Raw genomic sequence first — 25,371 nt, forward strand, 5'->3', positions numbered from 1 at the left:
GGAACTCACGTGCTCCGCATCCATCTGACACCGCACGACATCGCCACACTCCGGCTGCTCCCCTCGCTCGGTCCGCTGGGGGAGACGCTCCACAGCATGACGGCCCTGCGCCGCCAGCCCGACGGCGTTGCGTTGTCCACATGGCGACGGCAGGTGCACCGCACCCTCGACACCGGACTCCGTCGCCTCCCCGCTGCGATCACGAGCGCGCACTCCCACCTCGCGCTCGCCGGCATTGCGGACGCGCGGGCCGAACCGGTGCGTCGCGAGTTCGCGACCGCGGCCAACGCGGTCCTCGCCGCGGACCGGGACCGAACCCGGGCCCGGGCGGACGCCGACCTCCACGTCAAGCCGGCGGAGTGTCTCCGGAACGAGCTTCGTGAACTGGGCGACGAGTGCGGCATCCCGTTGCGGTTCCTGCACCAGATCTGCGCCTACCACCGATCAGCCATCGCTCCCGTCTGGGGCATCGTCCGAGCGCAGCATGCGAACGACCGGACGAGCCGGGCCCGCACCATGATGGAGCAGGGCGTCGAGGGTCTGCTGAACACATTGCACCCTCGGGTGCGCTGGAGCTCGCCGACCCTGTCCCTGCTCGACGGCACCGACGGCGAGATACACCTCGACGGCCGCGGCCTGGCGCTGGTGCCCTCGTTCTTCTTGCGGAAGCCCGTTCTGTTGCTCGATCCGGCCGCATCCGGCGCCACGGCCGTCCTGATCTACCCGATACGTCTGGACACGACACGGCTCGTGGACATCTGGACCACGACCGACGCCGAATGGGCGATCGGGAAACTGCTCGGCCGGACCCGTGCCCAGACCCTGGCGGCGATCGCATCCGGCACCAGCACCACCGGCGACATCGCGCGACGGATCGGCGTCAGCGCGGCCGCCGTGAGCCAGCACCTCAACGTGCTCCGCGACGCCCGTCTGATCGTCACCCACCGCCACGGTGCCGACTCAGCCCATTCGATCACGGCGCGCGGTCTCGACCTGCTCGAGCGATGGGACAGCGGCTCCTCATGAGTTGCCGAGCGCGACGAGCACCTGGCGGGCGGTGTCGACGCTCGACTGCGGGTTCTGACCGGTGACGAGATTGCGGTCGACGACCACCCTGCTCCCCCACGCGGGGCCGGGCTCGACGACGGCGCCGAGCTCACGGAGCCGGGCCTCGACGAAGTACGGGACGGCCTCACCCAGCCCGCCCTGGTGCTCCTCCTCGTCGCTGAAGACCGTCAACGTGCGACCGGCGAACGCGAAACGGCCGTCCGGGCGGAGCGCGCTGAGCAGCCCGGCGGGGCCGTGGCAGAGCGCCGCGATCACCTGTCCGCGCCCGTCCGCATCGACGAGCAGCCGCCCCAGATCGGCGTCGACGGCCAGGTCGGCCATCGGGCCGTGCCCGCCGGGGATGTACACCGCGTCGTAGTCGGCCACCTCGACGTCGGCGAGCGACCGCGGCTCGGCCAGCTCGTCCGCGATCGTGTCGAGGTAGGCGCGGAACCGGGCCGCGTCCGCCTCCGAGACGCCACCGCGCCCGTCCAGACTGATCGGGTCGACGGTGGCCGAGGCGCCACCGGGCGTCGCGATATCCACCTCGACGCCCGCCGCGCGCAGCACCTCGTGCGATGCGGCCACCTCCTCGGCCCAGAACCCGGTGGCGTGCGACGTGCCGTCGGCCAGGGTCAGCGTGTCGGCTCCCGTCACGACCATCAGTACTCGCGCCATCTCTCACTCCTCGTCGTCGGTGCCTGTCGCACGCAACAACGGGACAACCCCGGCCCGGCATCCCCTACGATGCGGAGCATCGATAGATCCTTCTATGAATGGCGAGTTGCATGATCGAGCTTCATCTGCTCGAGACGTTCCTGGAGATCTATCGCAGCGGCTCGGTGACCACCGCGAGCGCGCGTCTCGGACTCAGCCAGCCCGCCGCCAGCGCCCGGCTGGCCCGGTTGGAGGAGCAGCTCGGCGAGCCGCTGTTCGTACGGGCGGGCCGCGGCCTCTCCCCGAACGCGCGCGCCGACGAGCTCGCCGGCCGTGCCGGCCCCCACCTCGACCAGCTGCGTCACGCCCTCGATCAGGCCGGCCGGCTCGACGGCCACCGCGGCACCGTGCACATCGGCGGCGCGGGCGAGATCATGGCGGCGCGCATCCTCCCCGCGCTGGCACCGCTCGCCGCCGGTGGGATGCGGCTGCGCGTGACGATCGGCCTGGCCGACGACCTGCTGACAGCGTTGGGGAACGCCCGCCTCGACCTCGTCGTCTCCGCCGTCCGTCCCACCCGGTCGGGCCTCGTCGCCACCCCGCTCATCGACGAGGAGTTCCTGCTCGTCGGTGCGCCCACACTCGCCCGCACGATCGACGCCGCGGCGCTGGTAACCGACCCGGTTGCCGCGCTGTCCCACCTGCCTCTCGTCGGCTACGCCGACGACCTCCCCATCGTGCGCAGGTACTGGCGCAGCGAGTTCGGCAGGCGCCCGCCCAACCCGGTCGCCGTCGTGGTCCCCGACCTGCGCGCTGTGCTCGCGGCAGTCATCGCGGGCGCGGGAGTATCGGTGCTGCCCCGGTACCTCACCGAAGCGGCGCTCGCCGCCGGCTCGGTCGAGCAGCTGCACCAGCCGCAGGTCAGCCCGCTCAACACGCTGTACCTGGCCACTCAGCGGGCAGCTCTGGAAGACCCCGCCCTCGCGCTCGTCCACCGCCATCTCCTCGAGCGCGCCCGCGGCTGGGGAACGCTCTGAGAGCAGTGGGCAGCGCCGCGCAGGACAGCGAGCTCGCAAGGGAACGCAGTAGGGCGCCAACACCCGCTGCATCCGCCTCCACCGCCAGCGCGATCGACACGAACGCTGCGGAGTCCACTGCGTGAACCTGGTCCAGCAGCCGGCTGATCGGGGCAGACGGCACAGCACGTACTCGGCCGGGAGCCTCCCGGTCCGGCATCAGGGGACGGTCGCGGGCGTGCGCGTCCGCCCAGGCCCGCACCAGATCGCGGGTCTCACGGCCGAGTCGTGGTCTACGACCAACGTGGTCATGCCGCCGGCCGTCGCGCTACGACTCGCTGGGCCGGATCGCCGCGCCGGAGCGATCCACCGATCCACCGTCGGGTGTGCTCGCCGACCGGACCCGGAGTTCGGCGAACTCGCCGAGTCGTACCCGGACCATCTCGACGACGGCACGCACAGCCGGCGAGGGCTGACGTCCGGCGCGGGTCACCGCCACGAGCTGCCGCTCCAGTACGGGCGCGAACGGCACCGCCCTGAGGATGCCCGCGTCCAGGTCGTCCCGAACGAACGCGTACGGGAGGATCGAGCAGTACTCTCCCCGCACCACGAGATCCCTCACCATGTGGATGGAGTCCGTGCGAGAACCGATGTCCTCCGAGACGTGCCCCAGCTCCACGCTCGAGCGCAGGAGATCGTGGAAGCCCGGGGTCAGGACCAGCCGGAGGGACTGGAGAACGCTCGGAGTGGCGTGGTCGCCGATGTCGGAGAGCATGCCCTGACTCCCGACGAGCAGCATCTCGTCCGAACCGACCGCGGTGACCGACAGGTGCGGGTTCGCGTGACCGGGCTGGTGGGTGAAGATGCCGAGGTCCAATCGCCCCTCCTCGACCCATTCCCCGAGGAACATCGGCAAAGCCTCGACGATCTCGATGCGGGCCTGCTGGTGCTCCTTGGCGAATCTCTCCTCCAGGTAACCGGCCAGCCCGGAGACGAGCGACGGCGACAGACCGAGTCGCACGGTTCCCACCAGCGATGCAGCTGCCTCCCGAACCGCCGACTTGATGTCGTCCACGTAGCCGAGAAGGGTCTGGGCCATCCCGTCCAGGCGGGCGCCGGCCAACGTCGGACGGACACCATCGGGAAGTCGCACGAGTAGCTCGACGCCCAGCTCACGCTCGAGCGCCTGGACCTGCTTGCTGAGAGCAGGCTGGCCGACGTACAGCTTGCGGGCGGCGCGGCTGAAGCTCCCCTCGCGGACGATCGTCGTGAAGTACTGGATCTGCCGGATATCCACCAGATCACCCCGTCCCGGGCGGTCGGCCGCGCCGGCGATCCGGGTGGGCGCTGTCACGGCTGTACCTCCGCCACCGTAACAGATGTATTCCCATGAGGAATACGTGCTCAGCCTCGCCGCAACAGGAATCGCTGGATCTTGCCGCTCGGCGTCTTCGGCAGCGCCTCGACGAAGTGGACGGCGCGGGGGTAGGCGTGGCGCGAATACGTGTCCCGGACGAGGAGCTGCAGCTCGCGGGCCAGCGCGTCGTGCGCTTCCGATGGGGTGCTCGTGACGACGAACGCCTCGACGATCTCCCCGCGGACGCCCTCGGGGTCCGGCCTGCCGACCACGGCAACGTCGATGACAGCAGGGTGCGTGATCAGCACGCTCTCGACATCGAACGGACCGATGCGATACCCCGAAGCCAGGATGACATCGTCGTCGCGGGCGGTGAAGAAGAAGTACCCGTCCTCGTCCGTGCGGCCGGCATCTCCGGTCAGGTACCACCTCCCGGCGTCGGTGAAGCGCTCGGCCGTCTTCTCCGGCGCGTCCTGGTAACCGCCGAACCAGAACAGCGGGCTCGCGGGCGCGTCCACGGCGATCTGGCCGTCCACCACCGCGGCGACGAAGCCGGGCAGCGGGTGCCCCATCGAGCCCGCCCGGATCGGCCGCACGACGTCGTCGTGCCAGTGGTTGCCGATGACCATGCCCAGCTCGGTCTGGCCGTAGTGGTCCCCGATCGGGACCCCGAACGTCGTCTCCCCCCACCCCACCACGTCCGGGGTGAGCGGCTCACCGGCGGACGAGGCGCGGCGCAGCGGGACCGGCCCGGTCGCCGCCTTGCTCATCGCCCGGTACATGGTGGGGGCACCGGCGAAGTTGGTGACGCCGAACCGCTGCATCACGGCGGTCGTCGACGCCGGGGTGAACGCCCCGCGGAACAGCAGGTTGGCCCGCCCGCCCACCATCGGCGCGACGATGCCGTAGTAGAGCCCATAGGCCCAGCCCGGGTCCGCCGCGTTCCAGTAGACGTCCTCGGCTCGCACGTCGAGCCCGTAGTGCAGGTAGCTGTGGAAGGCGGCGAGCGCCCGCACGGGGACGACGACGCCCTTCGGCTTCCCGGTCGTGCCGCTGGTGTAGAGCTGCAGGAAGGCGCCATCGCCGCCGACGGTCTCGGACGTGGTCCACGGCGCGCTGTCGCTGACGAGCCGGTCGAAGTCCGCGCCGGTCTCGAGCACGTCGACATCCTCGAGGGCGTCGAGCTTCGCCCGCTGCTCCGGCTCGGTCAGGACCAGCCGGGCCCGCGCGCTCTCGACCCGCAGCCGGATCGCGCCCTCGGCGAAGGCCGTGAACAGCGGCACGTGCACCGCACCCAGCCGCCACAGCGCCAGCAGCGTGACGACGAGTTCGGGGCGCTTGGACATCAGGACCGCCACCCGCTCCTCACGCTTCACCCCCCGGTCGGCGAGGGCGGTCGCGAGGCGGCGGGACCGGTCGGCGAGCTCGCGGTAGGTCATCGTCGACCCGGCCAGGTCCTCGTCCACGAACCGGAAGGCGACGGTGTCCGGGTCGTGGCGGTCGCACAGCAGGGTGGCGACGTTCGCGTCGGGCGCGCCGTACTCGCTCAGCCAGCGCTCGACGGTGTCATCGACGTCCGGCACGGGACTCCTCCTCGAGTCGCAGCGGGATGACGCCGATCCCCTGCGTCACGGTCTGCCGGGTCTCCCCCAGCCCCACCCCGCTGAGGCTAACCACGTCCCCCGGCTGCAGCCAGCGCGTGAAATCCCCCAGCTCGGGGGTGTCGACGTGCTCGAGCAGGCAGCCACCGGGAACCGTGCCGGACCCGATCAGCGCCCCGGGCGGGAGATCCGTCCCCCGCGAGATGTAGGCGAGGAGCTCACCGAAGGTCCAGTCCATCTGGGCGAGCGTTCCCCTGGTCAGCTCCTCACCGTTGACCGTCGCGGACAGCTCGAGCACCAGACGCCCGTCCCGGCGGTACGGTTCGAGCTCGTCGACGGTGACCAGCGCAGGCCCCAGCGTGATGGCGCTGTCCTTGCTCTTGGCCATCCCGATGCCCTGGGCCATGTCCATGAGCTGGTGGTCGCGCGCGGTCCAGTCGTTGTAGAGCGTGAAGCCGGCGATGTGCCCCTCGGCCCGGTGCGGGTGCAGGTCGCGGCCACCCCGCCCGATCACGGCGCCGAGCTCGAGTTCGAAGTCGAACATCGTGGAACCCGGCGAGATCGGGACATCGTCGTACGGCCCGACGATCGCGTCCGCGTTGGCGAAGTAGAAGGCGGGGCTGTGCGACCACACCTCGGCCAACTGGTCGTCCCGGCCGAGCGCCCGGTAGCACCCGCGGAGGTGGTCGAGGAAGCACAGCCCGTCCCGCACCGACGGCGGACGACGCAGCGGGGCGAGCAGCCGGACATCGGCCAGCCCGCGGACCTCCGCGGGCGCGCGCAGTGCGTCCTCTCCCGCCTCGGTGAGACTGCCACTCGCCAGCAGCCCCTCCAGGGTCGTGCCCGCGGCGAGCCCTCGGACGGAATCGCCGTCGAGCACGCCGGTGCGGACGCCGTCTCCCGCCTCGTAGGTGACCCACTTCATGGCATCGCTCCTTCGAGTCCGGGCCGGCCGGCTGCTGCGGGGTCGCCGGCCTTCGAGAACCCGTGGGTCGGGCGGGCTCCTCGGCCGAGGTGGATGGGGACCCGCAGAACGACGAAAGCGGCGACGATCGTCAGGCCGCACGCGACCAGCACGACGTACATCGGCGCCCCGAGACCGACGCTCGCGACCAGCCACACCAGGATCAGGTTGAGGAAGCCGCCGAGCACCGCGACGACCAGGTTGTAGGGCAGCGAGAAGCCGGTCTGTCGCACCTCGGTCGGGAAGATGGCAGAGACCAAGCCAGAGGCTGAGGCCGCGATCCCGCCGGCCGACAGCGCCGCGGGCAGTTGGATCCACACGGCGAGCCCGGAACCCGGTGGCAGGGTGGGGAGGACCACCAGCAGCAACACCGTGGTCACCGCGGTCGACAGACCGGCCCAGAGCAGCATCCGGCTCCAACCGAACCAATCGGCGACGTAGCCCCATGCCGGCATGCCCAGCATGGCACCCGCGATCGAGATCAGGCTGGCGACCAGGGCCGTCGTCGAGGAGTAGCCGAGGACGGTCTGCAGGTAGGTCGGCCAGAAGTTGAAGTAGGTGACGTTCACGAGCGTCAGGGCGACGACGAGGAGGACTGCGTACCCGACCGAACGGCGATGCGTGCTGAGCACCTCACGGACAGGAGCGGCCCGACGCTTGCCCTCCTCGACGGTCTCGCGGACGAATGCGGGCGTCTCGTCGATCCTGCGGCGCAGGTAGATCGCCACGACCCCGAGCAACCCACCGACGATGAACGGAAGTCGCCACGCGAGCGAGGGCAGCTCCGGTGTCAGGTGCGTCGCCACGAGGCCGGCCACGAACGCGGCCGCCGCGCCGAGCAGGAACCCGCTGTACGCCGTCATCTGCTGGAAGGCGCCCGCCCGCGCGACGCTGTTCGGCCGGGCGTGCTCGGTGACGAAGACCGCGGCCGCGGGGATCTCCCCACCCACCGCACAGCCCTGGGCGACCCGCAGCAGCAACAGGAGCACCGGCGCGAGCACGCCGATCTGGTCGTGGGTCGGCAGCAGCCCGATGAGCAGCGTGGCCACCGACATGACGACCACCGTCAGGATGAACAGCCGCTTCCGCCCGACCCGGTCGGCCACCCGGGCGATGAGGATCCCGGCGACCGGCCTGATCAGGAGACCGGTCGAGTAGATGGCGAAGGTCTGGACCAGCCTCATCGTCGGCGACATGTCCGCCGGGAAGAATGCCTGGCCGATCAAGGTCGCCACATAGAGGTAGACGACGAAGTCGTAGTATTCGAGTGCGGCGCCCAACGAGCCCAGGCGGATGTTCCGCCTGGCCCTCCGTTCGGCCTCGACCGACGATGATTGCGTCATTGCAAGGCATCCTTTGTGAGGCGCGTGGCCATCGGACAGGCCGAGGCACACGAGGCGGTGGAACCGATTCAGCCTTCTTCACTAGTCGTCGAAGTCGACGGCTGCGTGCGGCCAGTTCACTGCGTTGATCAGGTAGTCGTGGGACTCCTGCACCCGGCGCCGGGCCTCGTCCAGGTCGGCGCCGATCAGCCGGCCGTCCCACTTGACGACACGGCCGTTCACCAGCACGGTGGTGACGGACTCCACCCCGGCACCCTGTACGACCGAGGCCAGCACGTTGTTTCGGGGGAAAAGATGTGGTGCCGACGCGTCGACGAGGATGACGTCGGCTTTCTTGCCCGGAGTCAGTGAGCCTGCGACATCCCCTACGCCGCAGTTGTTCGCCCCCTGCTGGGTGGCGGACTGCAAGATCTCTCGCAGGGTCGCCGAGGCGCTCCCGGAACGGTGCTGGTCGACCCGCTGCACCAGGTAGAGCGCACGCATCTCGGCGAACATGTCGATCGCGTAGGTCATCGGATTGTCGTTGCTCAGGCCCGGCCGCAACCCCTGCTCGACCCATTCGCTGTACGGAACGCGGCCGTATCGGAACTGAGACTCGATACGGGGACACACATTCACCTGCGCCCCGTTGTCGATCACGATCTGCCGCTGCTCATGAGACAGGAAGTTCGCGTGGTTGATCGCCTCCCGCCCGTCGAAGGATCCGTCCGCGTACAACCGGGGGAGATCCTGCTTCTCGATCCCGCTGTCGAAGGAGAACCACACATCGAGTTCTTTGCGCACTGGCAGGAGATCCGTGAGGTCGTCGAAGCCGGCCGCGAAGAGACGCATCGAGCACAGGTCGTCGTCGCCGCCGAAGTACCGGTCCCGCAACCGCCGGGCATCAGCCGGGAACGTGCCGGCCCAAGAGCCCGCACGAGGGCGTCCGATGGCGTGCACACCGCGCACGCCGGACGCGAGTAGCGCCTCGACCCCGGCATCGGAGTGCTCGGGCGAGCGGGCGTTGTGCATGTTGTCGACGACCGTGGTGATCCCGCCGTTGAGCGCGGCCAGCAGGGTGTTCAGGGTGCCCGCGTAGATGTCCTCGGGCCGGCACGCCGGAGCGAACGCCCGATGGGCGGCGTACATGTAGCTGCGACCCGAGACCGGGGCACCGCCGATGGCGTCCTCGGTGGTCTGGGGGATGTTCTCCGGGATGATCCGGCCGAGTGACCCCTCCCAGCAGTGGATGTGCGGGTCGCAGAAACCCGGCATGACGATGTGGTCACGCGCGTCGATCACGACCGCCTCCGGCGCGGAGATCAAGGCCCCGACCTCGGCGACACGGTCCCCGACGATCAGCACGTCGCCGACGGCGAAGTCGTCCACGTCACCGTCCATCGACAGCACCGACCCCCCTCGGAGGAGGATCTGCTGGGTCGCCTCCACCGACCGTCGGGCGGCATGCCGCTCGAGGAGGGCCTCGAGACGGCGCTCGGCGGACGGGTCCGGTCGCACGTTCTCGTCAGCACTCATCGAACCTCGATTCCACGATTCGGAGAAACCTGGGCCAGCGGCACGTCGACCCGCCGCGACAGCAGGACCGAGTCCCGGGTGTCCGCGCGCTCGCTCTTCAGATAGCTCGGCGAGACTGCCAGGAACAGCGTGCGACCGTCCGCCCCGCCGAGGGTGACGTCGTACACCTGACCGTCGTCGACGGCCACCTCGCCGAGCACCTCACCACCCTCGCCAACCCGCAACGCCCTGTGATGGGTGGCGTCGGCGACCCAGATCGCGCCCTCCGCGTCCCGGTCCGCGAGACCGTCCGGCGCGACGGCCACCCCGTTCAGCCTCGTGAGGGCGTCGTCTCCCACCGGCTCGTCGCCGAACTCCGCCCACACCCGCCGACCGGTGAGCGAGCCGCCGCCAGTCACGTCGAAGGCCGACATCCGGCCCGCGAAGGTCTCCGCGACGACGAGGACCTTCCCGTCGCAGATCGCGCCGTTCGGGCACGACAGCCCCTGCGCCACCACCGCCGCGGTGCCGTCGGTGGCCACCCGGATCAGCGGCGCAGGCTCGTAGGGCGCACCGTGCGTCAGGTCGAAGCCGAAGCAGCCGACCCAGCACGTCCCCTGCGGGTCGACCGCCATGTCGTTGATCTCACCCACCGCCAGGCCACTCAGGTCGGCGTGGGTGACCAGGGTGCCGTCGGGCTCCCGACGCACGATGCGGTTGTCGAGCATCGACGCGACCAGCAGCCGTCCGTCGGGCAGGAAACCCAGGCCCGACGGCTGCCCCTCGATGGTGGCCTCGACCCGCGCGTCGGTGCCGTCCTCGCGGACGCTCAGCACCTCGTTGGCGTAGCAGTCGGACACCCACACGCGGCCCGCTCTCCACCGCGCCCCCTCGAGGAAGGACCGCTCGTCCAGTACGACGTCGAACTGGGTCATGGTCATCCTTCCGATCAGCTGGCGTCGTCGGCGAGCACGATCTCCATCGCGTCCTGCCACGAGAGGCCGACGAGGTCGGGCCGGAGCTCGGCGTACACCGCACGAATCGACTGGAACGCCCGCGACGCGTGCGACCACAGGCGGTACTCGCCGGGGTCGAAGCTGCGGTAGGCCTGTTCCAGGGGCGTACCGGCCTCGACGCACCGGGTCGCGTGTTCGAGCAGACGGGAGAGGTAGTTCCGCGTCTCACGGACACCCGAGGTGCCGGCGACCGGGCCGTGGCCGGGCACGATGACGGCGGGGTCGAGCGAGAGGATGACGTCGCAGGCCGCGACGTAGTTGGAGACCGGACCCGCCCACACGATGGGCGTGGAACGGTGGAAGAGGATGTCGCCGGCGTAGACGACGCCGGCTTCGGGTATGTGCACGATCGCGTCGCCGCCGGTGTGCGCGGGTCCCACCGCGCGCAGTTCCACCGCGGCGCCGCCGAGCTTGAGCGTGTGGGCACCCTCGAAGGTCTCGGTCGGGTACACCGGTCGCCAGCCCTCGTAGTCGTAGATCGACGCGCGCCATCGCGACCAGCGGCGCAACGCGGTGCCCTCGTCACCGACGTCGGCGAGGCGCCGGGGATCGACCCGCAGCGTCCGCATGCCGTCCGCGGCGGCCGTGGTCGCGACGATCCGGGCGTCGTCGAAGATCATGTTCCCGAACCAGTGGTCGCCGTCCTCGTGGGTGTTGACCACCGTCGTGACCGCGTCAGGCCCACCGAGGTCGGTGGCCGCAGCGCGAACCGCACGGGCGCGCCCGACGTCGTTCTGGGTGTCGATGACGAGCACCTCGTCACCGATCCGCACGAGGCCCGAGTTGCTCAGACCCCAGCTGCCGGGCGGTTCGAACCATGCCCAGCAGCTCGGCGCCACTTCGTGCAGCCCTCGTGAGAATGGCGCGGATGCCATCGGTGTCTCCTGTCCGTGAAGCTTTGCTGTGACGAGTGCGCGCGGCACCCTGGCAACCACACCTCAGCGGCGGACCGCGGCGTCACGCGCGCAGCTCCGCCGGTGGCGTCGGGATCACCCCCACTTGCCACCTGCGGCGGGCGCGAAGTAGTGCCCCTGGCCCAGGTCCTCGAGCAGGCCCGGCTCGCGCGGCGCCCAGCCCGTCAGCTCGCGGGTGAGGGCGCTGGAGGCCGGGCCGTCGATGCCGACGAACATCGCGAGGAAGCCGAAGTGCTCGTCGGCCTGCTCGGTCGGGACCGGGCGCGCCGGGAGCTCGAGGTGGCGTCCGACGGCCTCGGCGATATCACGCACCGAGATGGCCTCGTCGGCAACGGCGTGGAGTACGGATCCCGCCGGTGCCACCTCGATCGCCAGCCGGAACAGGCGCGCGGCGTCGCGGACGTGCACCGCCGTCCAGCGCGATGCCCCGTCGCCCGGGTAGCCGGAGAACCCGTGCTTGCGGGCGATGTCGATGAGGGTGGCCACGAACCCGGCGTCACCCTCGCCGTGGACGGTCGGCGACAGGCGCACGACCGACGACCGCAGCCCGCGCTCGGCAAGGGCGAGGGCGGCGTCGCTCGGGGGTCGCCGAGCCTCGCCCACTCCGCCCGGGGCGGCCGAGTCGCGCTCCGTGGCGGGGACCCCGTTCTGCCCGTGCCCCAGCATGCCCGCGGCGACGGCGATCGCGCCGCCGGACGGCAGCCCCGACCCCAGGGCACCGATCGCGGCGACGTCCGACGCGACGGCCTCGGCGAATCGCCCGGCGAAGGCGATGTCGTGCCGGAAGGCGAGGTGCACAACGGCGTCAGCCGCCGCGGCCGCCTCGTGCAGCACGTCGAGGTCCTCGACCGACCCGCGGACGACCGTCGCACCGAGCGCCTCGACGGCGGCGGCCGACGCGTCGGACCGGGCGAGCCCGGTGACCACGTGCCCCGCTCCGACGAGCTCGGGGACGACCGCGGAGCCGATCCATCCCGACGCACCGGTGACCAACACGCGCATGACAGCACCTCCAACATTGATGTCAGCAACTGCCATGGGCAGTACTCCGCTGATACGACCTGATCCCCGCAGGCAGAACGCCGCGATCAGCGCTCTCCGCGGCCATCACCGCTGCGTGGGTACGGCCCTGACGTCAGCCGCCTCCGGCGGCGAAGGCGATCTCGCGGTCGGGCGTTCCCATGCCGTCCCTCCCTTTCCGTTGACGGCGGCCGACTGGGGCGAGGCCTGAGCGAGTGGCACGTCCACGCGCCCGAGATCAGCACCGCGTCGCGGTTGCGGGCACGTTCGGACTTGACGCGGTTCGGCGATTCTGTGGGGCGATCAGATCGATGACCGTTGCGACGACGCTAACAACAGCACGGTCCGTGATCCAATGCCTATTCGGCATGGGCGACATTCCTGATGAGAATGACCGTCCCGACTCTTCCCGACAGCGAGCTTTTCTCATCTACGAGATCAACCCGAGTCGACAGGACTCAGGAATTGCGCGATGCGACCTCCATAATGACCGGTGAAATCACATCGCGCACCGCCACACGAGCGCGCCGCGGCACCCACCGACAGCCCGGCGGACATGGCGGATCCGCCGCGGATGAGATCCCAGAGCTGGTCGCCCATCACGACCAGCTGCTGCGACACCGGCGTTGCGATCGGGCTCGCGGTGGACCTGACCTGGTACCGCAGATGTTCGGCCGACAGCGCGACGCTGCCTTCTGGCTCGGTGAGGCGGTCGCGGTGCCGGCCGAGCGAGCCGGTGTGGAGCGCGACGTCGCCGCAGAGCTGCTGGTCACCACCATCGCCACCCGAGCGTGCTGCTCAACGACTCGATCAGCAAGCGGCGCGAGGCGCCGACGCTGTGCTCCTGATTTGCGGCTGGACCCGACAGCAGCGCCCCCCGCCGACAGGACCTGCCAGGGCGGCGGAGCTCAGTCTTCTCACCGGGACCCGCTGCTGCAGCTGGTCAGCTCTCCTCGCGAGCAGGTACGGGTCGCGGCCGCCTCCGAGTCGCCGCGCCCTCTGTGGGCGCCCGATCCGTGGAGGCGTCTACCCGGTGGCGCAGGAGTCGGTGCAGCAGCAGCCCGGACAGGGCGGAGAAGGTCACTGCTCCGGCTGCCCCGAAGACGGTGAACTGCTCGTCGACCGCGACCGCGGCCAGGGTGGTGACCGTCCAGCCCAGGGCCCACAGCAGCGGCAGCGCGGCCGCCCAAGCCCAGCGCAGCTGGGTGTGGCGGGGCAGGGCGATCGCCTGCGCGGCACCGAGGACGAGCCCGGTGAGGGCGCCCATCAGGGCGAGCTCGGCCAGCGAGGTGCGGTAGCCGACCGTGGCGGCGCCGAGGAGAAGTCCCATGCTCATGCCGATCGTGGTGGCCGGGATCCACCAGCGGGGGTCGAGTCGCCGACAGCTGGCCAGCGCTTGGCCGGCGCCGATGACGAGCCCGGCGACCGCGCCGCCGAGCAGCGCCGCCACCGGATCATCGACCCGGCCGGCCACCGCGGTCGCAGTGAGTCCACCGACGGGAAAGGCGAGGAAACCGGCGGTCCAGATCAACCACGTGCGCAGGAAGGACGGTCGGGATGCCCCCGAGTGGGTCATGGTGCTCAGCTCCTCAGCACGGCCTCGGCCGGCAGGATCGCGATGGGCGTGCTCCCGAACGGGACGCCGCCGTTGCTCGTGGAGCTCGGGGTTCGGGCCGGGCGCAGCATGACGGTGACGCCGAGAGTGGCCATCCACAGTCCCCAGCCGGTGCTGCCGAGCAGTCCGGCGAGGTCCCAGACGGGGACGCCGGGCACGGTGGTGGCCAGGATGTCGCCCTGGTTGAGCAGGTAGATCGCACTGACGGCGAGCCCGGTGACGCCGAGCCAGCGGGGCAGGACCCGGGTGCGCAGGATGATCACGCTGAGGGTGACTGACCAGCCGATCACGAGCAGCTGCCCCAGGTGCTCGCCCAGCAGCGCCCCGCCGAACTGGTGTTGGGCCGTCCATGCGGCGTCCACCGCGGCCCGGGTCACGGCGTCGCCGCTGACATGGGCGTGGGCCAGCGGCGGGACGACGAAGACCCAGCGCAGGAACCCGATCAGCGACAGCAGCACGGACGTGGCGCCCGCATAGGTGGCCACGCGCAGCGCCGGATCGTCGCGGCGCCCGAGCACGGCGGGCAGAAGCAGGATCGGCACGGCCAAGAGCGCGTAGGTCCAGCCCGTGGCCAACCAGGTCCACACCAGGCCAGGGCCGCCGGCGACGAAGGCCGGCAGCACCACATCGGCCGGCTCACGCAGGACGTCGGGCCAGTCGAACGTGGAGGACAACACCGTCGCCGCGGCGGCGAACGCAACCGCGCCCACCACCAACAGTCCCCCGGCCGCTCGGCGAAGTCCGATACCCGTGCTCGTGGATGCCATCTCGGCCTCGTCTCGGGACGCCAACATCTTTTGTACGGCGTCCAAAGTCTGTACGCTGTCCAGAGATAAGTCAAGGAAGGGAGCCGAACCGATGGCAGCACCGGCCAAACGTGGGCGTCCCGGCCCGCGGCGGGCCCTGACCGAGGACGAGATCCTCGACGCCGCGCTGAGCCTGCTCGACGAGGGTGGGGCGGCCGCGGCGTCGGTGCGAGGTATCGCCGCCAGGGTCGGGGTGGCCCCGAACGCGGTGTACACCTACTTCCCGGACAAGGCGGCCGTGGTCAAGGGGCTCGTTGAGCGGCTGCTCGGGGAGGTCGACCACGACGTGTTCGTCGATCGGGGCCAACCGTGGCGCCTACGGGTGGAGTCGCTGGCCCTGGAACTCAGGCGACGGCTGTCGGCGCATCCCGGCGCGGTGCCCCTGATGATCGGCGGCCCGATGGACGGCCCCCACGCGCTCGCCCTCAACGAGCGACTCCTCGAGCTGCTCGCCGACGCCGAGCTCGACCCCGCCGACGCCGCCCGCGCCGCCTACCTGTTGATCGTCTACGTGTTCGGGTCGATCGCCCTGGAGGTCGCCGCTCACCACCAGCCCGGCCCGCTGCCACCGGAATCAGAACGCATCGCCACCCGCCAGCGCGCGTTCGCGGCGACCCCGGCCGGCCACTACCCCCGCACCGCCGCGGCGGCAGCCACCCTCGCGGGCTACATCTCCACCGAGCAGTACCTCTGGGGCCTTCACCGAGTCCTCGACAGCATTACCACGAAGCTGGTGTAGCCGGCTGGATCGCGGAGGCGAGCCGAACGCCTCAAGGGCGAGCAGGCTGTGCGTACCCGGTCCGCGCTCCGTCCTCGCCACAGACCTCGACGTGAGCTGGATGAGAACCGACCTGCCGGCGAACGTGGAAGTGCGCCGACACGACGTGGCCACCGACGAGGCCACCCGACCCCGGGTTCGACCTCGTACACGCCCGCCGGGTACTGGCCCGTCCACAGCGGGACGAGGCCCCGCGACGCATGGTGACCGCGCTGCGCCCGACGGCTGGCTCCTGATCGTCGGCAGCCGGGTGAGGGGTGAGCGATCAGCTGCGCACGATCGTCGCTCTGCTGCGGGCGAAGTCGGCGATCACCGAGGCCGCCTCGGCCGGGTGGGTCTGCGGCGCCAGGTGGCCGGCGCCGGGCAGCGTGATGCTCTCCGCGCCGGACAGCAGGCCCGCGAGGATCTCGGCGTTCTCGTGGAACCAGGGGCGGGACTCGGCGCCGTGCGCGATCAGCGTTGGTGCCGTCACGGCGGCGGCCTCGGCGGCGCCGAAGGTCCACTCCAACAGGGCGGGCATCTCGTCGGCGAAGAAGTACGCGGACTCGCGGACGGCCGAGTCGACCCCCTCGGCGCCGACGGCGTTGTGCAGGGCCTCCCGGTAGCCGTCCCCGCCGACGCCGCGCAGGAAGATGTCGAACGCACCCGGGATGTCGCCGTGAGCGGCGGCGGCCATGCCCGGACCGAGGTACGTGGACGCCGCCTGTTCCCGCAGGGGCCCGAACGGCTTGGCCGGCTCATACAGGACGAGGCCGGCCACCAACTCCGGATCGTCCAGCGCCATCTGCAGGCCGATGCAGCAACTCGACGACTGTCCCACCCAGAACGCGCGCTCAACGCCGAGTGCGCGCAGCAGACGCCCGCAGGCGCGTGCGTGGTCGGCCAGGGAGAGGTGGGCTGCGGGAACCTCACTGCGGCCGTAGCCGGGGCGCACCACCCGGATCACCCGGAACCCGTTCAAGCCGCGCTCCCGGAACAGCGGCCTGAGCCAGCCGCTGTGCACCCCGGCATGGACGAGGTAGATCACCTCACCGTCGCCGCGTTCCTCGTACTCCAGCCCTGCCGTGATGTTCATCGGAGACCTCCCTGATCGAATCCAGTGGTCGCCGCCCGGGAGCTCTTCCTCGCCGACGGGTACCGGGGCACCACGGTCGCTGTGGTCGCGGCAGCGGCAGGCGTCTCGCCCGACACGATCTATGTGTCGCTCGGCGGCAAGCGAGGCCTGCTGGAGCGCGTGTTCCAGCAGGCGCGGGAGGACCCGGACGACCCGGCGCAGCGGGTGCAGCAGCGTCGCCGTGAGGAGATCCGCCAGCTCGCCGACCCTCATGAGCGGCTGCGCCGTCTGATCGGTCTGAGCTGCGAGACCCTCGCCCGCATCAGCCCCGTTCACGCCGTGATCAGGGGAGCTGCGGACGGTGATCCCGTCGCCGCGGAGCTGCTCTCCGACATGCTGAACCGGCGGCTGGAGGTCCAGTCCCGCAACCGTCGCACCTATATGGGCGACGGTCTACGCGACGGGCTGAGCATGGACGATGCGGCCGAGCGCTACAGCGCCCTGCTCAGCCCCGACCTGTACAACCTTCTCACCGTCGACCGCGGCTGGCCGGCGGACCGGTACGAGGCGTGGGTCGCCGAGCTACTCGACCGGGATCTCCTCGCATGACTCACCGCCACCAACCCATCGCGACCAGGCTGCGGTGCGCCGCCGATCGTCGAGGTGCGTGAAATGGTGCAGCGGCGGAACGATGCTCTGGTCGGGAAGGCTTCCGCCGGAGCCCGCAGCCCTGCGACCGACGAGTGAGGGTCCTCGAACTACAGGACAACACGACAGGGGTGCAGGTGGTACTCGAGCCCGACCTACCGACCGAGGCCTTCGAGGAGCTCCTCGCCTTCGATCTCACCTCCATCCGCCGAGGGCCGCTGCACTACGACCGTCATCGCCGCCAGTGGCGCTCCGAACTCGACGAGGCGGACAGCGCCTCCGCTCGGACACCCGAGTAGGCCAGTCGGACGGACGTTGTGAACCTGCCCGTCTGGTTGTGCGCCTTGAAGCAAGCGATCTACATGTTTGGACCCGTCCTGTATCAGCGAGCGCAGTCGCCCCTCCTTCTGAGACTGGAAGAACACGTCAGGTTGGAGGGACGATGAACGGCACCGAGGGATTCAACCCGAATCGCGCAGATCGCGCCGCCTGCCTCGAGCGCATTGAGAAGGCGGTGCAGGCTGTCGGTCGCCGACTGAACTCGGAGATCATCACCAGCCGCGACGCCCAGGCACCCGAACTTCGGGACGCATTGGCCATCGAGAACGTACCCAACGGGTTCACTAAGCACCAACTGCCGGTCTACCTGTCCGAGTCTTCGTTCCTGTTCGTCACAGTCGCCGAGCCTGGAGCGGCCAGCACCACACACTCACATGACGAGGGCGACGGCATCCGCTTCATCGTGAGTGGTTCGATCGAGTACGAGGGAGTCGAACTGACCGCGGGCGATTGGATGTTCGTGCCTCGCGGGGCCGAGTACTCGTTCACGACAGGCCGGATGGGCGCGGTGATGTGCTACTGCTACTGCTGCTGTTGCGCCTGAGATGAGACCTCCCCGACTTGACAGCAAGTGACTCGGCAGCTGGCGCTGCCCGACGTCGTGTTGGATCGCCGCGACCCGGCCCCGATCAACGGCAGAGGCAGACGCCCACCCGCTGTGCGACGGTGGATCAACATCGCCGACCCCGGCGACATCATCGCCATCCCCCGCGGACTCGCCAATTACTTCGATGGCATCGACACTGACCTGACCACCCCGGTTGGAGTATTCAACGCCCACAAGGCAGCCGGCTATCTGTCGTGTACGACAACAGCGGCCGCGCTGGCGACGCTACTCGGGACCCACCGCTGATGGACGGCGTCCTGTCCGGCTGTGACGCTGCCGCCGATTCGGCGGACCCAGCGCCTCGCCGTGGCGCGCTGAAGAGGGGCAGCCACGTGACCGCGGACGTGAGCATCCGCGCTGAGCTGGCCGCCCGAATCCTGCGCGTCGACGGACAGCGCCCTGACCGCCCGCCGGGTCTGTCCACGGTGTGGCGGTCCGGGCACCTGCCCCCCGAACTGCCGGGCGACACCTCTCACGGGGAAGACCAGGCCCGCTGGGCACCGCCCGGCGCACCCTCGCCGAGGGCGGCTGACCGGCTCGTGGACCCCTGGGCGGCCGCACTGCCGCTCAACGTCGGGATGCGCGGCTACCTCGGGGCCTGCGTCAATCGCCCGGCAGACGTCCGGCATCTGCGAGCGGTCGGCGACGTCGACGGCCTGGGGATCGCGTCGTGCCTCGACGCATGGCGCTGGCTGTTCCGGCCGGACGTGGTGCTGCGCCCGTTCGCGAACGCGTGGTTGAACGTGGCTCAACGCGGCGACCACCACGCGCACGTCTTCGATGCCGAGCCGTTCGTAGGCGAAGCGCGGCCCGGACGTCGGCGCCACGTTCACGTCCTGAAACCCAGAAGGGGACTCCTCCGTGTCGCCGCGTGACAGGATCCTCGTGCAGATCCCGGCCTACCGCGATCCCGAGCTGATGCCGACCGTCCTCGACCTGCTGCGCACGGCGGCGTGCCCGGAACGGCTGAGCGTCGTTATCGCTTGGCAGTACGGCGAGGACGAGCGGGAGCTGGAAAAGCCGCTGCGGCGGCTAGCGCCGGTGCGGCTGCTCATGACGCGGGCGGCCAATAGCCAGGGCTGCAACTGGGCGCGGCGCGAGCTGCAGCGGTGCTGGTCGGGAGAGGAGTTCACGCTGCTGCTCGACTCCCATCACCGATTCGCGCCGGGCTGGGACGCGACCCTGGTCAATCTGCACCGGCAGCTGCGGGACTCCGGCATCGAGCGGCCCGTGATGACCGCCTACCTGCCGCCCTACGACCCGGTGCGCGATCCGCAGGGCCGCGTCGAGGCCGTGTATCGGATGGCGTTGCTCGAGCGGCGCAAGGGCCTGATGTTCCGTCTCACGGGCCACCCCGTGCCCGGGTGGCGGAAGCTGACGAGACCCATCCCGGCCTGCTTCGCCTCTCTGCACCTGCTCTTCGCCGAGGGAAGGTTCAACGAGGTCGTGGCCTGCGATCCCGACATCTACTTCTTCGCCGACGAGATCGCGATCGCGTTGCGCGCGTTCACCCACGGCTACGACCTATTCCACCCCCACGTCGTGCTGGGGTGGCACCTCTACGACCGGACGACGCGCGGCCGGCACTGGGACGACCACATCGGATCTTCCCGGCAGCGGGAACAATCGATCGAGCGCCTCCGGTCGCTCTACGCGGGCCGTTACTGCGGCCGCTACGGGATCGGCGACCAGCGGACGCTGGCCGAGTACGAACAATTGACGGGCGAGCCTCTGCTCGCCCGGAAGACCGAACCGCTCCGGTGGGAGGAGGACCATGTCTATTTCGCCCGAGGTCCGCGCGGCACTCGTCCATAGGTATGGGAATGAGGGTGCTGGTGTCGATCAACGACTGCTCGAGCGGATCATCGACGAGGTGGCAGAGCACGCCTCCGCGCCGCCTCCCGCATCCCCGTTCGACGGCTCGTGGATGGACTCCTACGTCGCCCACTGGGCGCTGGGCCGGTCCGGTCCTCCCGGCCGCGACCGCTCCGCCGACGTCGCCGAGATTCTGCGGGCGGGAATGGACGCCAGGTTCGAGGAGCGTAAGGCCGAAATCCTCGCGTGGATCCGTGGCATGCTGCTCCCGCCCGACGGCGGCCCGCCGGAGCCCGGCACACCACCGGTCGGTCCCCTTGCCATGGTGGGGCCGGAGCCACCTGATGGCGGCCCACCCGAGCCAGGTACCCCCCCGGTCGGCCCGTCCGCACCCGAGCCGCCCGACGGCGGCCCACCGGAGCCCGGGGTCCCGCCCGTCGGCCCGGACCCGCAGGTCCTCGGCGACAACCCGTGGATCCTGTACTGGCTGGTCTCCGTCAAGGCCCCCGCGCTCCTCGACGTGCTCGACGCGCACCTGACCCGCCGGCTCGGTGAGCTGGGGTTCGAGCCGCGATGAGTACGTTCTGCTCATACGCAGGCGCGCTCGGGGCTGAGCACAACGCTGTCATCTACGCGACCGCAGTCGGCGGGCGGGACGGCTTCCAGGAGTCGCGGGTGGTCCGGCGCGGCGTCGACCGGCAGGTCCGCGCTTCAACGGTGCTCTACGCCGACCGGCTCACCGGCGTCGTGGGTGTCGTACGGGACGCGGTGCTGGCGCGGCTGGAGCAGGCCCGCCGGGTGCTCGAAATCCCCGAATTCGACGTCGGCACCGTCGAGTTCCAGCTGACCAGCCACAACGACGGCGAGTTCTTCGGGCCGCACACGGACGCGGCGTCGCCGGACACAGCGACCCGGATGCTGACCTTCGTCTACTACGTCCATCGCGAGCCGAAGGGTTACACCGGCGGCGAGCTTGTGTTCCACGGCCCGGACGGGAAGGAGGAGCTGTTCAACCCGGAGAACGACACGCTCGTCTTGTTCGATCCGCGGATCTCGCACGAGGTCCGGCCAATCTCCTGCCCATCGGGGACTTTCGAGGACGGCCGATTCACCCTCAACGGTTGGGTGCACCGGCGGACCGCATCGCGGTCGTCGAGCGCATTCTTCGACCAGAAGATCTTTACACCCGTGCGCCAGTGGTCCCGGCGCGGCGCCGGCGTGGGCGCCGCTCCGCCGTCCCGCCCACGTATGGAGGACGCGCAGCACCTGCGCGACCTGCTCCTGCTGTACGGCGACCTGCACCGCACCGGCTCGTCCCCGCGCACCGTCGACGTGCGTCCGGCGCTGGACGCCGACACGTTCTTCGACGAGTACTACGCCCGTAACCGGCCCGTTATGATCCCCGGCGGGATAGCCGACTGCGAAGCCGTACGGGACTGGTCACCTGAGTTCCTCGCGCAGCGGTACAGCGACGTGCGGATTGAGATTACGTCCGGTCGAGACGCGATGCCCGACTATGAGCGGCGATACCGGGAGACAATCGAGGTCGTCACGCTGGCCGAACTGGCCCGGCGGCTCGCGGCGGCCGGCAAGACAAACGACTTCTACGTCGTCGCTCGCAACAACGTCCTCGACCGCTCCGAGCTTCGCGCTCTTCGCGACGCCCTCACGCCACCGCCCGGGATCGTCGACAACACCGACCGCCGCGCGGGCGCCACTAAGCTGTGGATCGGACCTCAAGGCACTGTGACGCCGATGCACTTCGACGAGCACTCAATCCTCTTCGCTCAGGTGCATGGGCGGAAGCACTTCAAGCTAGCGCCCTCGTTCGACCATCCCCGGATGTACGCGCACCACACCTGGTACAGCGCCGTCGATCCCGAGTCGGTCGACCTACATCAGTACCCACTGTTCGCCGACGTCAGTCTCATGGACGTGGTGCTGGGGCCCGGCGACTGCCTCTTCCTCCCCGTGGGGTGGTGGCATTGGGCGAAGTCGCTGTCCGTGTCAATCTCAGCGACCTTCTCCAGCTTCGATCGGCCATGGCGCAACACTGCCCTCGGGCGACGACAGCATCAACCGACATGAGGCGCGCAGCCGGTGGCGTCGTTCATGCCCGATCGGCAAGACGCGAACGCCGCATCGCCGTGCGTTCGCCATCGACGGTTTGACGGTCACAAGCCGCGCCAGCCTCCCTACCAAATCGGTCTCGAGGCCGGTTACATTGCGACAGCAGGGCCCTGATCCGGCAGATCGACACAGATTAGTGTGCAGCACTCTGGGCCTGCCGGACATTCCTCGATACAGAACCAGAAGCAGTATCGTCGCATCGCGATTCCGCCCGAACCGGTACCTAACGGAGAACTAGGCCCCCGGAAGATGCGGTAGCCCCCTTGAGATGGCGCCACGCCCGCGCCGCCGCAACCGGAGCACTCACCGGGCGTTGTCGCGCGGGTCCCCGTGGCTGCCGCAGGATGCGCGGACACCGCAACGGAAGACGACCCGCCAAAATCCGTTGAGGCGATGAGCGGCGATCGGCCCAGGTCGGATTTGCAGTGGCGACAACGAACAGCTTCCGGGTTGATGTTCTCCTTGCATATCGGACATGTGCCGCCATGATCCGGCGGCCGGCCGATCGTCGCCTGACAATGAGGACATTTTGTTGCGCCGTCCCGTACCGGCTCCTTACAGGAGGGACAGAATCTAGCGCCACTCTCTGTTTGCGCGTTCTCGGACATAGCGATCTCTCCCGATCAGTTCTCGTAGAGCCGGGTCCAGTCCGCTGATCGCAGGCGGGTCGGGCGGGGTCGGTGGGGCAAGGGTCGGGACGGGATCTCGTCGTCGGGTTTCGGCTTGCGGCGTTCGCCGACGTCGAAGCCGATCACGACTTGGCGAACGAAGAACGGTGCGCCCGGGTCGGAGTCGATGGAGTCGGTCTCGCTGTGGCTGAGCCGGGTGAAGGGCTCGGCGATGGACGCCGTCGGAGATCCGACGATCGTGACCAACGCCCGATACCGTCCATCCTCCTGAGGCTGGTAGACCGCCTGGTAGTTGCCGGTGTTGCGGCGATCGGCCTCGTCGTCGACGAGCACGGTGCTCCATGTCGCGCCGCTGGGGGCGGTGACGTTAGCGCGCACACCGATGTCGCTCAACTGGTGCTTCCAGCGCGCAGCGCCGCGGATGACCACCGGCGTTGCCGAGGGCGCCCACGGGGGCGCCGACGCGAAAACCTGTAGGTTGCGGTTCTCCCCTCCGGCCACCACCCCGGCGGTGAACGCGGCACCGGGTCGCACCCGGACGGCGACCAGCAGCCATCGACCGGGAAGCGGACGATCCACCACGACGAACTCGTGTGGCGAAGTGCTCTCGACGTGATGGACGTCGCCCGCATTCGGGTCGACGACCGCGCCGTCGGGAGCTACCAGGTAGAGCCAGACGTCCTCCTTCGGCGGGTGGACGATGCTGAAGGACGCCCGGTCGGCATCCGACTCAACGTCGACCGGAATCACCACGATCCGATCGGAACGTTGCCGACCGCGTTTGAGCAGACTCTCCAGCGACTTCACTCCCGCGGCGTCCAGCAGCGTCGCGAGCGGCGGGCGCTGGCCCGGCCGCACGGATCCTTTGCCCTGCTCGAGCGGCGGCTCGATGATCTCGTCGATGCCGCTGTTCCCGCTGTCCGGGAACAGCGCCGGCTCGGTAGTGATGATCCCGCCGCGCACCTCCGCGTTGATCTCGATCATCGCATTCTCGATCACGTTGGGCTGGTTGTCGCCTACGCTGAATGACCGCCCGCCGGTTCCGGCGGCGAGGCCGTCGAGCACGCCCATGTCCACGGCCCCCGGCTGGCCCACACCCAGCGCATACAGGCGGATGCCGCCCTCCTGGTATTCGTCCAACGCCTCGGTCGGCGACGAGCCCGTGGGGAAGTTGTGGATCCCGTCGGTGATCAGCAGTGCGACCTGCACGGCGGCTCGGGTGGGCAGGCTCTCGATCTGGTCGCGCCCGGCGAACAGGGCGTCGCGGATGTTCGTGGATCCGCGCGGGGTCAGCGCGTTGATCGTCGTGGTGGTCGGACCGAGCCCGCCGAGCGCGGACACCTGGGTCAGGCCGAGCAGGGTGTCGATCTGGTCGTCATAGGAGATCAGGGACAGAAGGTCGTTGCCGACCGAGCAGAACTCCAACCAGTAGACGGCGCCGTGGCGAGCATCGGTCATTTTGTTGCCCACGCTCATCGAGCCGGAGCGGTCGACCATCACCGCGAAACGCGACTGCTTGTCCAGAACGATCCAGTCCGGTGTGCTGAACCCCGTGGTCGGTCCCGCAACGGCCGGGTCGGGCGCGGCGAGTCCGGTGTAGCCGGGCCGGGCGACAATGGTCTCCCAGCACGAGTCGTGGTTGCGCGCTTCCTGCTGGGTGTCGAGATCGGCGTCGTGGTTGCTGTCGGAGCAGAACTCGGTGACCGGTTGCGCCGCAGGTGTCCAATTGCCTGCGGCATCCAGGGTTCCGGCGGCACCTCGACTGTTCTCCATGATGCAGAACCGCGACCCGGTGGCCGTCGCGCACTCGGCGGGGAATTGGTACTGCACCCGTCCGTCCGAATCGGTCGTCGGCGACTGCGAGAAGGCGGGGCTGACGGTGAGCGACGTCGTCGTGTTGGCAGCAATATTTCGACGCTCGAGGTTCGCACCGAACTTGAGAATGGCGTCAGCGTCCACGAGCGCGCCCGGGGCGAAGCTGCTTCCCACGAGTGGCACCGTGGCGTTGTCGGGTGCCGCGACGGACGTATCAATCTGCTCGAGCACAGCATCGGCGGCGTACTCCTCCCCCAGCGCCCACACGTGATGTCCCATCTCGTGGTGGTGGGTGAGGACCTGGAACTTCACGTAGGGCATCAGATGGAGGGCCTGACCGGGAACGCCGAACTTTCCCCACGTGCCATAGCTCGGGTCCCCGCTGGCATGCAGAATGATCTCCGCGCTGTCCGCCCCGACCGATTCGTCGCAGACGAAGATCCGGCCGTACTGAACCTGGCCTTCCGACGCGTCCCAGAACAGCTCGGACGCCTTCTCGAAGCTTCGCCGCCACTCCGTGGCGTCGGAGCTGCTCATGGAGAAGTTAGCAACAACGACAAGATCGAACTTGCCGTTCTTGAACCGACCCATACCCATACCGCCAGCCCTCCCTTGTCGCTCCGGTAAGGAGGCGCGGGTACCGGCCGCAGATACCGGTGCACGGCTGGAGCACTCGCCCCCTCGACCCTGTGGGTGCCGAGAACTG

General features: G+C 69.8%; 24 protein-coding genes. 10 read left to right on the plus strand and 14 right to left on the minus strand.

The window, feature by feature from the left end; genetic code table 11:
• The first annotated feature begins 9 nt into the window (after positions 1 to 9).
• Positions 10 to 1,026, plus strand: coding sequence for an ArsR/SmtB family transcription factor (locus FHX44_RS15630; RefSeq protein ID WP_147256467.1), 1,017 nt, complete (start codon positions 10 to 12; stop codon positions 1,024 to 1,026).
• Here FHX44_RS15630 and FHX44_RS15635 read toward each other — a convergent pair.
• Positions 1,021 to 1,725 carry a type 1 glutamine amidotransferase domain-containing protein gene (locus FHX44_RS15635; RefSeq protein ID WP_147256468.1) on the minus strand — a complete coding sequence of 235 codons (705 nt, stop codon included), beginning with the start codon at positions 1,723 to 1,725 and terminating at the stop codon, positions 1,021 to 1,023. The genes FHX44_RS15630 and FHX44_RS15635 overlap by 6 nt on opposite strands.
• Positions 1,726 to 1,835: 110 nt before the next feature.
• On the opposite strand from FHX44_RS15635, the gene FHX44_RS15640 reads away from it, so the two are divergent.
• Complete coding sequence (locus tag FHX44_RS15640; RefSeq protein ID WP_147256469.1) at positions 1,836 to 2,741, plus strand: LysR family transcriptional regulator; 906 nt, start codon at positions 1,836 to 1,838, stop codon at positions 2,739 to 2,741.
• A 307-nt stretch (positions 2,742 to 3,048) separates the two neighbouring features.
• Here FHX44_RS15640 and FHX44_RS15645 read toward each other — a convergent pair whose 3' ends face one another.
• The 10 genes from FHX44_RS15645 to FHX44_RS15690 form a co-directional block, all read right to left on the minus strand.
• Entirely contained in the window at positions 3,049 to 4,074 is a 1,026-nt protein-coding gene (locus tag FHX44_RS15645; RefSeq protein ID WP_170308921.1) for a LysR family transcriptional regulator, read from the minus strand.
• A gap of 50 nt (positions 4,075 to 4,124) precedes the next feature.
• Positions 4,125 to 5,660, minus strand: a complete 1,536-nt coding sequence (locus FHX44_RS15650; protein WP_147256471.1) for an AMP-binding protein — start codon at positions 5,658 to 5,660, stop codon at positions 4,125 to 4,127.
• On the minus strand, positions 5,644 to 6,603 hold the full coding sequence (locus FHX44_RS15655; RefSeq protein ID WP_147256472.1) for a fumarylacetoacetate hydrolase family protein: 960 nt from the start codon (positions 6,601 to 6,603) through the stop codon (positions 5,644 to 5,646). The genes FHX44_RS15650 and FHX44_RS15655 overlap by 17 nt, the downstream gene beginning before the upstream one ends.
• Complete coding sequence (locus FHX44_RS15660; protein WP_147256473.1) at positions 6,600 to 7,985, minus strand: MFS transporter; 1,386 nt, start codon at positions 7,983 to 7,985, stop codon at positions 6,600 to 6,602. The genes FHX44_RS15655 and FHX44_RS15660 overlap by 4 nt, the downstream gene beginning before the upstream one ends.
• A gap of 81 nt (positions 7,986 to 8,066) precedes the next feature.
• Positions 8,067 to 9,500 (minus strand): amidohydrolase family protein, encoded by a 1,434-nt coding sequence (locus FHX44_RS15665; protein WP_147256474.1) that lies wholly within the window; start codon positions 9,498 to 9,500, stop codon positions 8,067 to 8,069.
• Positions 9,497 to 10,414: an SMP-30/gluconolactonase/LRE family protein gene (locus FHX44_RS15670; protein ID WP_212612500.1), complete on the minus strand. Its 918-nt coding sequence runs from the start codon at positions 10,412 to 10,414 to the stop codon at positions 9,497 to 9,499. The genes FHX44_RS15665 and FHX44_RS15670 overlap by 4 nt, the downstream gene beginning before the upstream one ends.
• A gap of 14 nt (positions 10,415 to 10,428) precedes the next feature.
• Entirely contained in the window at positions 10,429 to 11,370 is a 942-nt protein-coding gene (locus tag FHX44_RS15675; RefSeq protein WP_147256476.1) for an MBL fold metallo-hydrolase, read from the minus strand.
• A gap of 114 nt (positions 11,371 to 11,484) precedes the next feature.
• Positions 11,485 to 12,411, minus strand: coding sequence for an SDR family oxidoreductase (locus FHX44_RS15680; protein ID WP_147256477.1), 927 nt, complete (start codon positions 12,409 to 12,411; stop codon positions 11,485 to 11,487).
• A gap of 961 nt (positions 12,412 to 13,372) precedes the next feature.
• Positions 13,373 to 14,005 (minus strand): hypothetical protein, encoded by a 633-nt coding sequence (locus tag FHX44_RS15685; protein WP_147256478.1) that lies wholly within the window; start codon positions 14,003 to 14,005, stop codon positions 13,373 to 13,375.
• A 5-nt stretch (positions 14,006 to 14,010) separates the two neighbouring features.
• Positions 14,011 to 14,811 (minus strand): DUF4386 domain-containing protein, encoded by an 801-nt coding sequence (locus FHX44_RS15690; protein ID WP_147256479.1) that lies wholly within the window; start codon positions 14,809 to 14,811, stop codon positions 14,011 to 14,013.
• Between the two features lie 91 nt (positions 14,812 to 14,902).
• On the opposite strand from FHX44_RS15690, the gene FHX44_RS15695 reads away from it, so the two are divergent.
• Positions 14,903 to 15,589 carry a TetR/AcrR family transcriptional regulator gene (locus FHX44_RS15695; RefSeq protein WP_147256480.1) on the plus strand — a complete coding sequence of 229 codons (687 nt, stop codon included), beginning with the start codon at positions 14,903 to 14,905 and terminating at the stop codon, positions 15,587 to 15,589.
• A 304-nt stretch (positions 15,590 to 15,893) separates the two neighbouring features.
• Here FHX44_RS15695 and FHX44_RS15700 read toward each other — a convergent pair whose 3' ends face one another.
• A complete protein-coding gene (locus FHX44_RS15700; RefSeq protein ID WP_147256481.1) occupies positions 15,894 to 16,703 on the minus strand; it encodes an alpha/beta fold hydrolase in 810 nt (269 codons plus the stop codon).
• Positions 16,704 to 16,727: 24 nt separating this feature from the next.
• On the opposite strand from FHX44_RS15700, the gene FHX44_RS15705 reads away from it, so the two are divergent.
• From FHX44_RS15705 to FHX44_RS15735, 7 genes are all read left to right on the plus strand, one after another.
• On the plus strand, positions 16,728 to 17,291 hold the full coding sequence (locus FHX44_RS15705; protein WP_147256482.1) for a TetR family transcriptional regulator: 564 nt from the start codon (positions 16,728 to 16,730) through the stop codon (positions 17,289 to 17,291).
• 481 nt (positions 17,292 to 17,772) lie between these two features.
• On the plus strand, positions 17,773 to 18,213 hold the full coding sequence (locus tag FHX44_RS15710; RefSeq protein WP_147256483.1) for a cupin domain-containing protein: 441 nt from the start codon (positions 17,773 to 17,775) through the stop codon (positions 18,211 to 18,213).
• Between the two features lie 27 nt (positions 18,214 to 18,240).
• Positions 18,241 to 18,522 (plus strand): hypothetical protein, encoded by a 282-nt coding sequence (locus FHX44_RS15715; protein ID WP_147256484.1) that lies wholly within the window; start codon positions 18,241 to 18,243, stop codon positions 18,520 to 18,522.
• Between the two features lie 86 nt (positions 18,523 to 18,608).
• Positions 18,609 to 19,151 carry a hypothetical protein gene (locus tag FHX44_RS15720; protein WP_212612501.1) on the plus strand — a complete coding sequence of 181 codons (543 nt, stop codon included), beginning with the start codon at positions 18,609 to 18,611 and terminating at the stop codon, positions 19,149 to 19,151.
• Positions 19,138 to 20,091 carry a GlcNAc-transferase family protein gene (locus FHX44_RS15725; protein WP_147256486.1) on the plus strand — a complete coding sequence of 318 codons (954 nt, stop codon included), beginning with the start codon at positions 19,138 to 19,140 and terminating at the stop codon, positions 20,089 to 20,091. The genes FHX44_RS15720 and FHX44_RS15725 overlap by 14 nt, the downstream gene beginning before the upstream one ends.
• A gap of 58 nt (positions 20,092 to 20,149) precedes the next feature.
• Positions 20,150 to 20,668: a hypothetical protein gene (locus FHX44_RS15730; RefSeq protein WP_147256487.1), complete on the plus strand. Its 519-nt coding sequence runs from the start codon at positions 20,150 to 20,152 to the stop codon at positions 20,666 to 20,668.
• Positions 20,665 to 22,179, plus strand: a complete 1,515-nt coding sequence (locus tag FHX44_RS15735; protein WP_147256488.1) for a cupin-like domain-containing protein — start codon at positions 20,665 to 20,667, stop codon at positions 22,177 to 22,179. The genes FHX44_RS15730 and FHX44_RS15735 overlap by 4 nt, the downstream gene beginning before the upstream one ends.
• Positions 22,180 to 22,310: 131 nt before the next feature.
• On the opposite strand, the gene FHX44_RS44210 is transcribed toward FHX44_RS15735, so the two are convergent.
• The gene (locus FHX44_RS44210; RefSeq protein WP_147256489.1) at positions 22,311 to 22,829 is read right to left on the minus strand and encodes a zinc ribbon domain-containing protein; all 519 of its coding nucleotides are present in this window, start codon (positions 22,827 to 22,829) and stop codon (positions 22,311 to 22,313) included.
• 15 nt (positions 22,830 to 22,844) lie between these two features.
• On the minus strand, positions 22,845 to 25,256 hold the full coding sequence (locus tag FHX44_RS15745) for a vWA domain-containing protein (RefSeq protein WP_170308922.1): 2,412 nt from the start codon (positions 25,254 to 25,256) through the stop codon (positions 22,845 to 22,847).
• Positions 25,257 to 25,371 lie beyond the last annotated feature (115 nt).

It is taken from the genome of Pseudonocardia hierapolitana (assembly GCF_007994075.1).
GTDB lineage: Bacteria > Actinomycetota > Actinomycetes > Mycobacteriales > Pseudonocardiaceae > Pseudonocardia > Pseudonocardia hierapolitana.

Excerpts from the sequence above, each read along its gene's own strand:
- FHX44_RS15690 (WP_147256479.1), bottom strand. The coding sequence starts at position 14,811 with ATGGCATCCACGAGCACGGGTATCGGACTTCGCCGAGCGGCCGGGGGA.
- FHX44_RS15685 (WP_147256478.1), bottom strand. The coding sequence starts at position 14,005 with ATGACCCACTCGGGGGCATCCCGACCGTCCTTCCTGCGCACGTGGTTG.
- FHX44_RS15635 (WP_147256468.1), bottom strand. The coding sequence starts at position 1,725 with ATGGCGCGAGTACTGATGGTCGTGACGGGAGCCGACACGCTGACCCTG.
- FHX44_RS15665 (WP_147256474.1), bottom strand. The coding sequence starts at position 9,500 with ATGAGTGCTGACGAGAACGTGCGACCGGACCCGTCCGCCGAGCGCCGT.
- FHX44_RS44210 (WP_147256489.1), bottom strand. The coding sequence starts at position 22,829 with ATGTCCGAGAACGCGCAAACAGAGAGTGGCGCTAGATTCTGTCCCTCC.
- FHX44_RS15680 (WP_147256477.1), bottom strand. The coding sequence starts at position 12,411 with ATGCGCGTGTTGGTCACCGGTGCGTCGGGATGGATCGGCTCCGCGGTC.
- FHX44_RS15670 (WP_212612500.1), bottom strand. The coding sequence starts at position 10,414 with ATGACCCAGTTCGACGTCGTACTGGACGAGCGGTCCTTCCTCGAGGGG.
- FHX44_RS15700 (WP_147256481.1), bottom strand. The coding sequence starts at position 16,703 with ATGAACATCACGGCAGGGCTGGAGTACGAGGAACGCGGCGACGGTGAG.
- FHX44_RS15710 (WP_147256483.1), top strand. The coding sequence starts at position 17,773 with ATGAACGGCACCGAGGGATTCAACCCGAATCGCGCAGATCGCGCCGCC.
- FHX44_RS15745 (WP_170308922.1), bottom strand. The coding sequence starts at position 25,256 with ATGGGTCGGTTCAAGAACGGCAAGTTCGATCTTGTCGTTGTTGCTAAC.
- FHX44_RS15735 (WP_147256488.1), top strand. The coding sequence starts at position 20,665 with ATGAGTACGTTCTGCTCATACGCAGGCGCGCTCGGGGCTGAGCACAAC.
- FHX44_RS15640 (WP_147256469.1), top strand. The coding sequence starts at position 1,836 with ATGATCGAGCTTCATCTGCTCGAGACGTTCCTGGAGATCTATCGCAGC.
- FHX44_RS15695 (WP_147256480.1), top strand. The coding sequence starts at position 14,903 with ATGGCAGCACCGGCCAAACGTGGGCGTCCCGGCCCGCGGCGGGCCCTG.
- FHX44_RS15655 (WP_147256472.1), bottom strand. The coding sequence starts at position 6,603 with ATGAAGTGGGTCACCTACGAGGCGGGAGACGGCGTCCGCACCGGCGTG.
- FHX44_RS15675 (WP_147256476.1), bottom strand. The coding sequence starts at position 11,370 with ATGGCATCCGCGCCATTCTCACGAGGGCTGCACGAAGTGGCGCCGAGC.
- FHX44_RS15660 (WP_147256473.1), bottom strand. The coding sequence starts at position 7,985 with ATGACGCAATCATCGTCGGTCGAGGCCGAACGGAGGGCCAGGCGGAAC.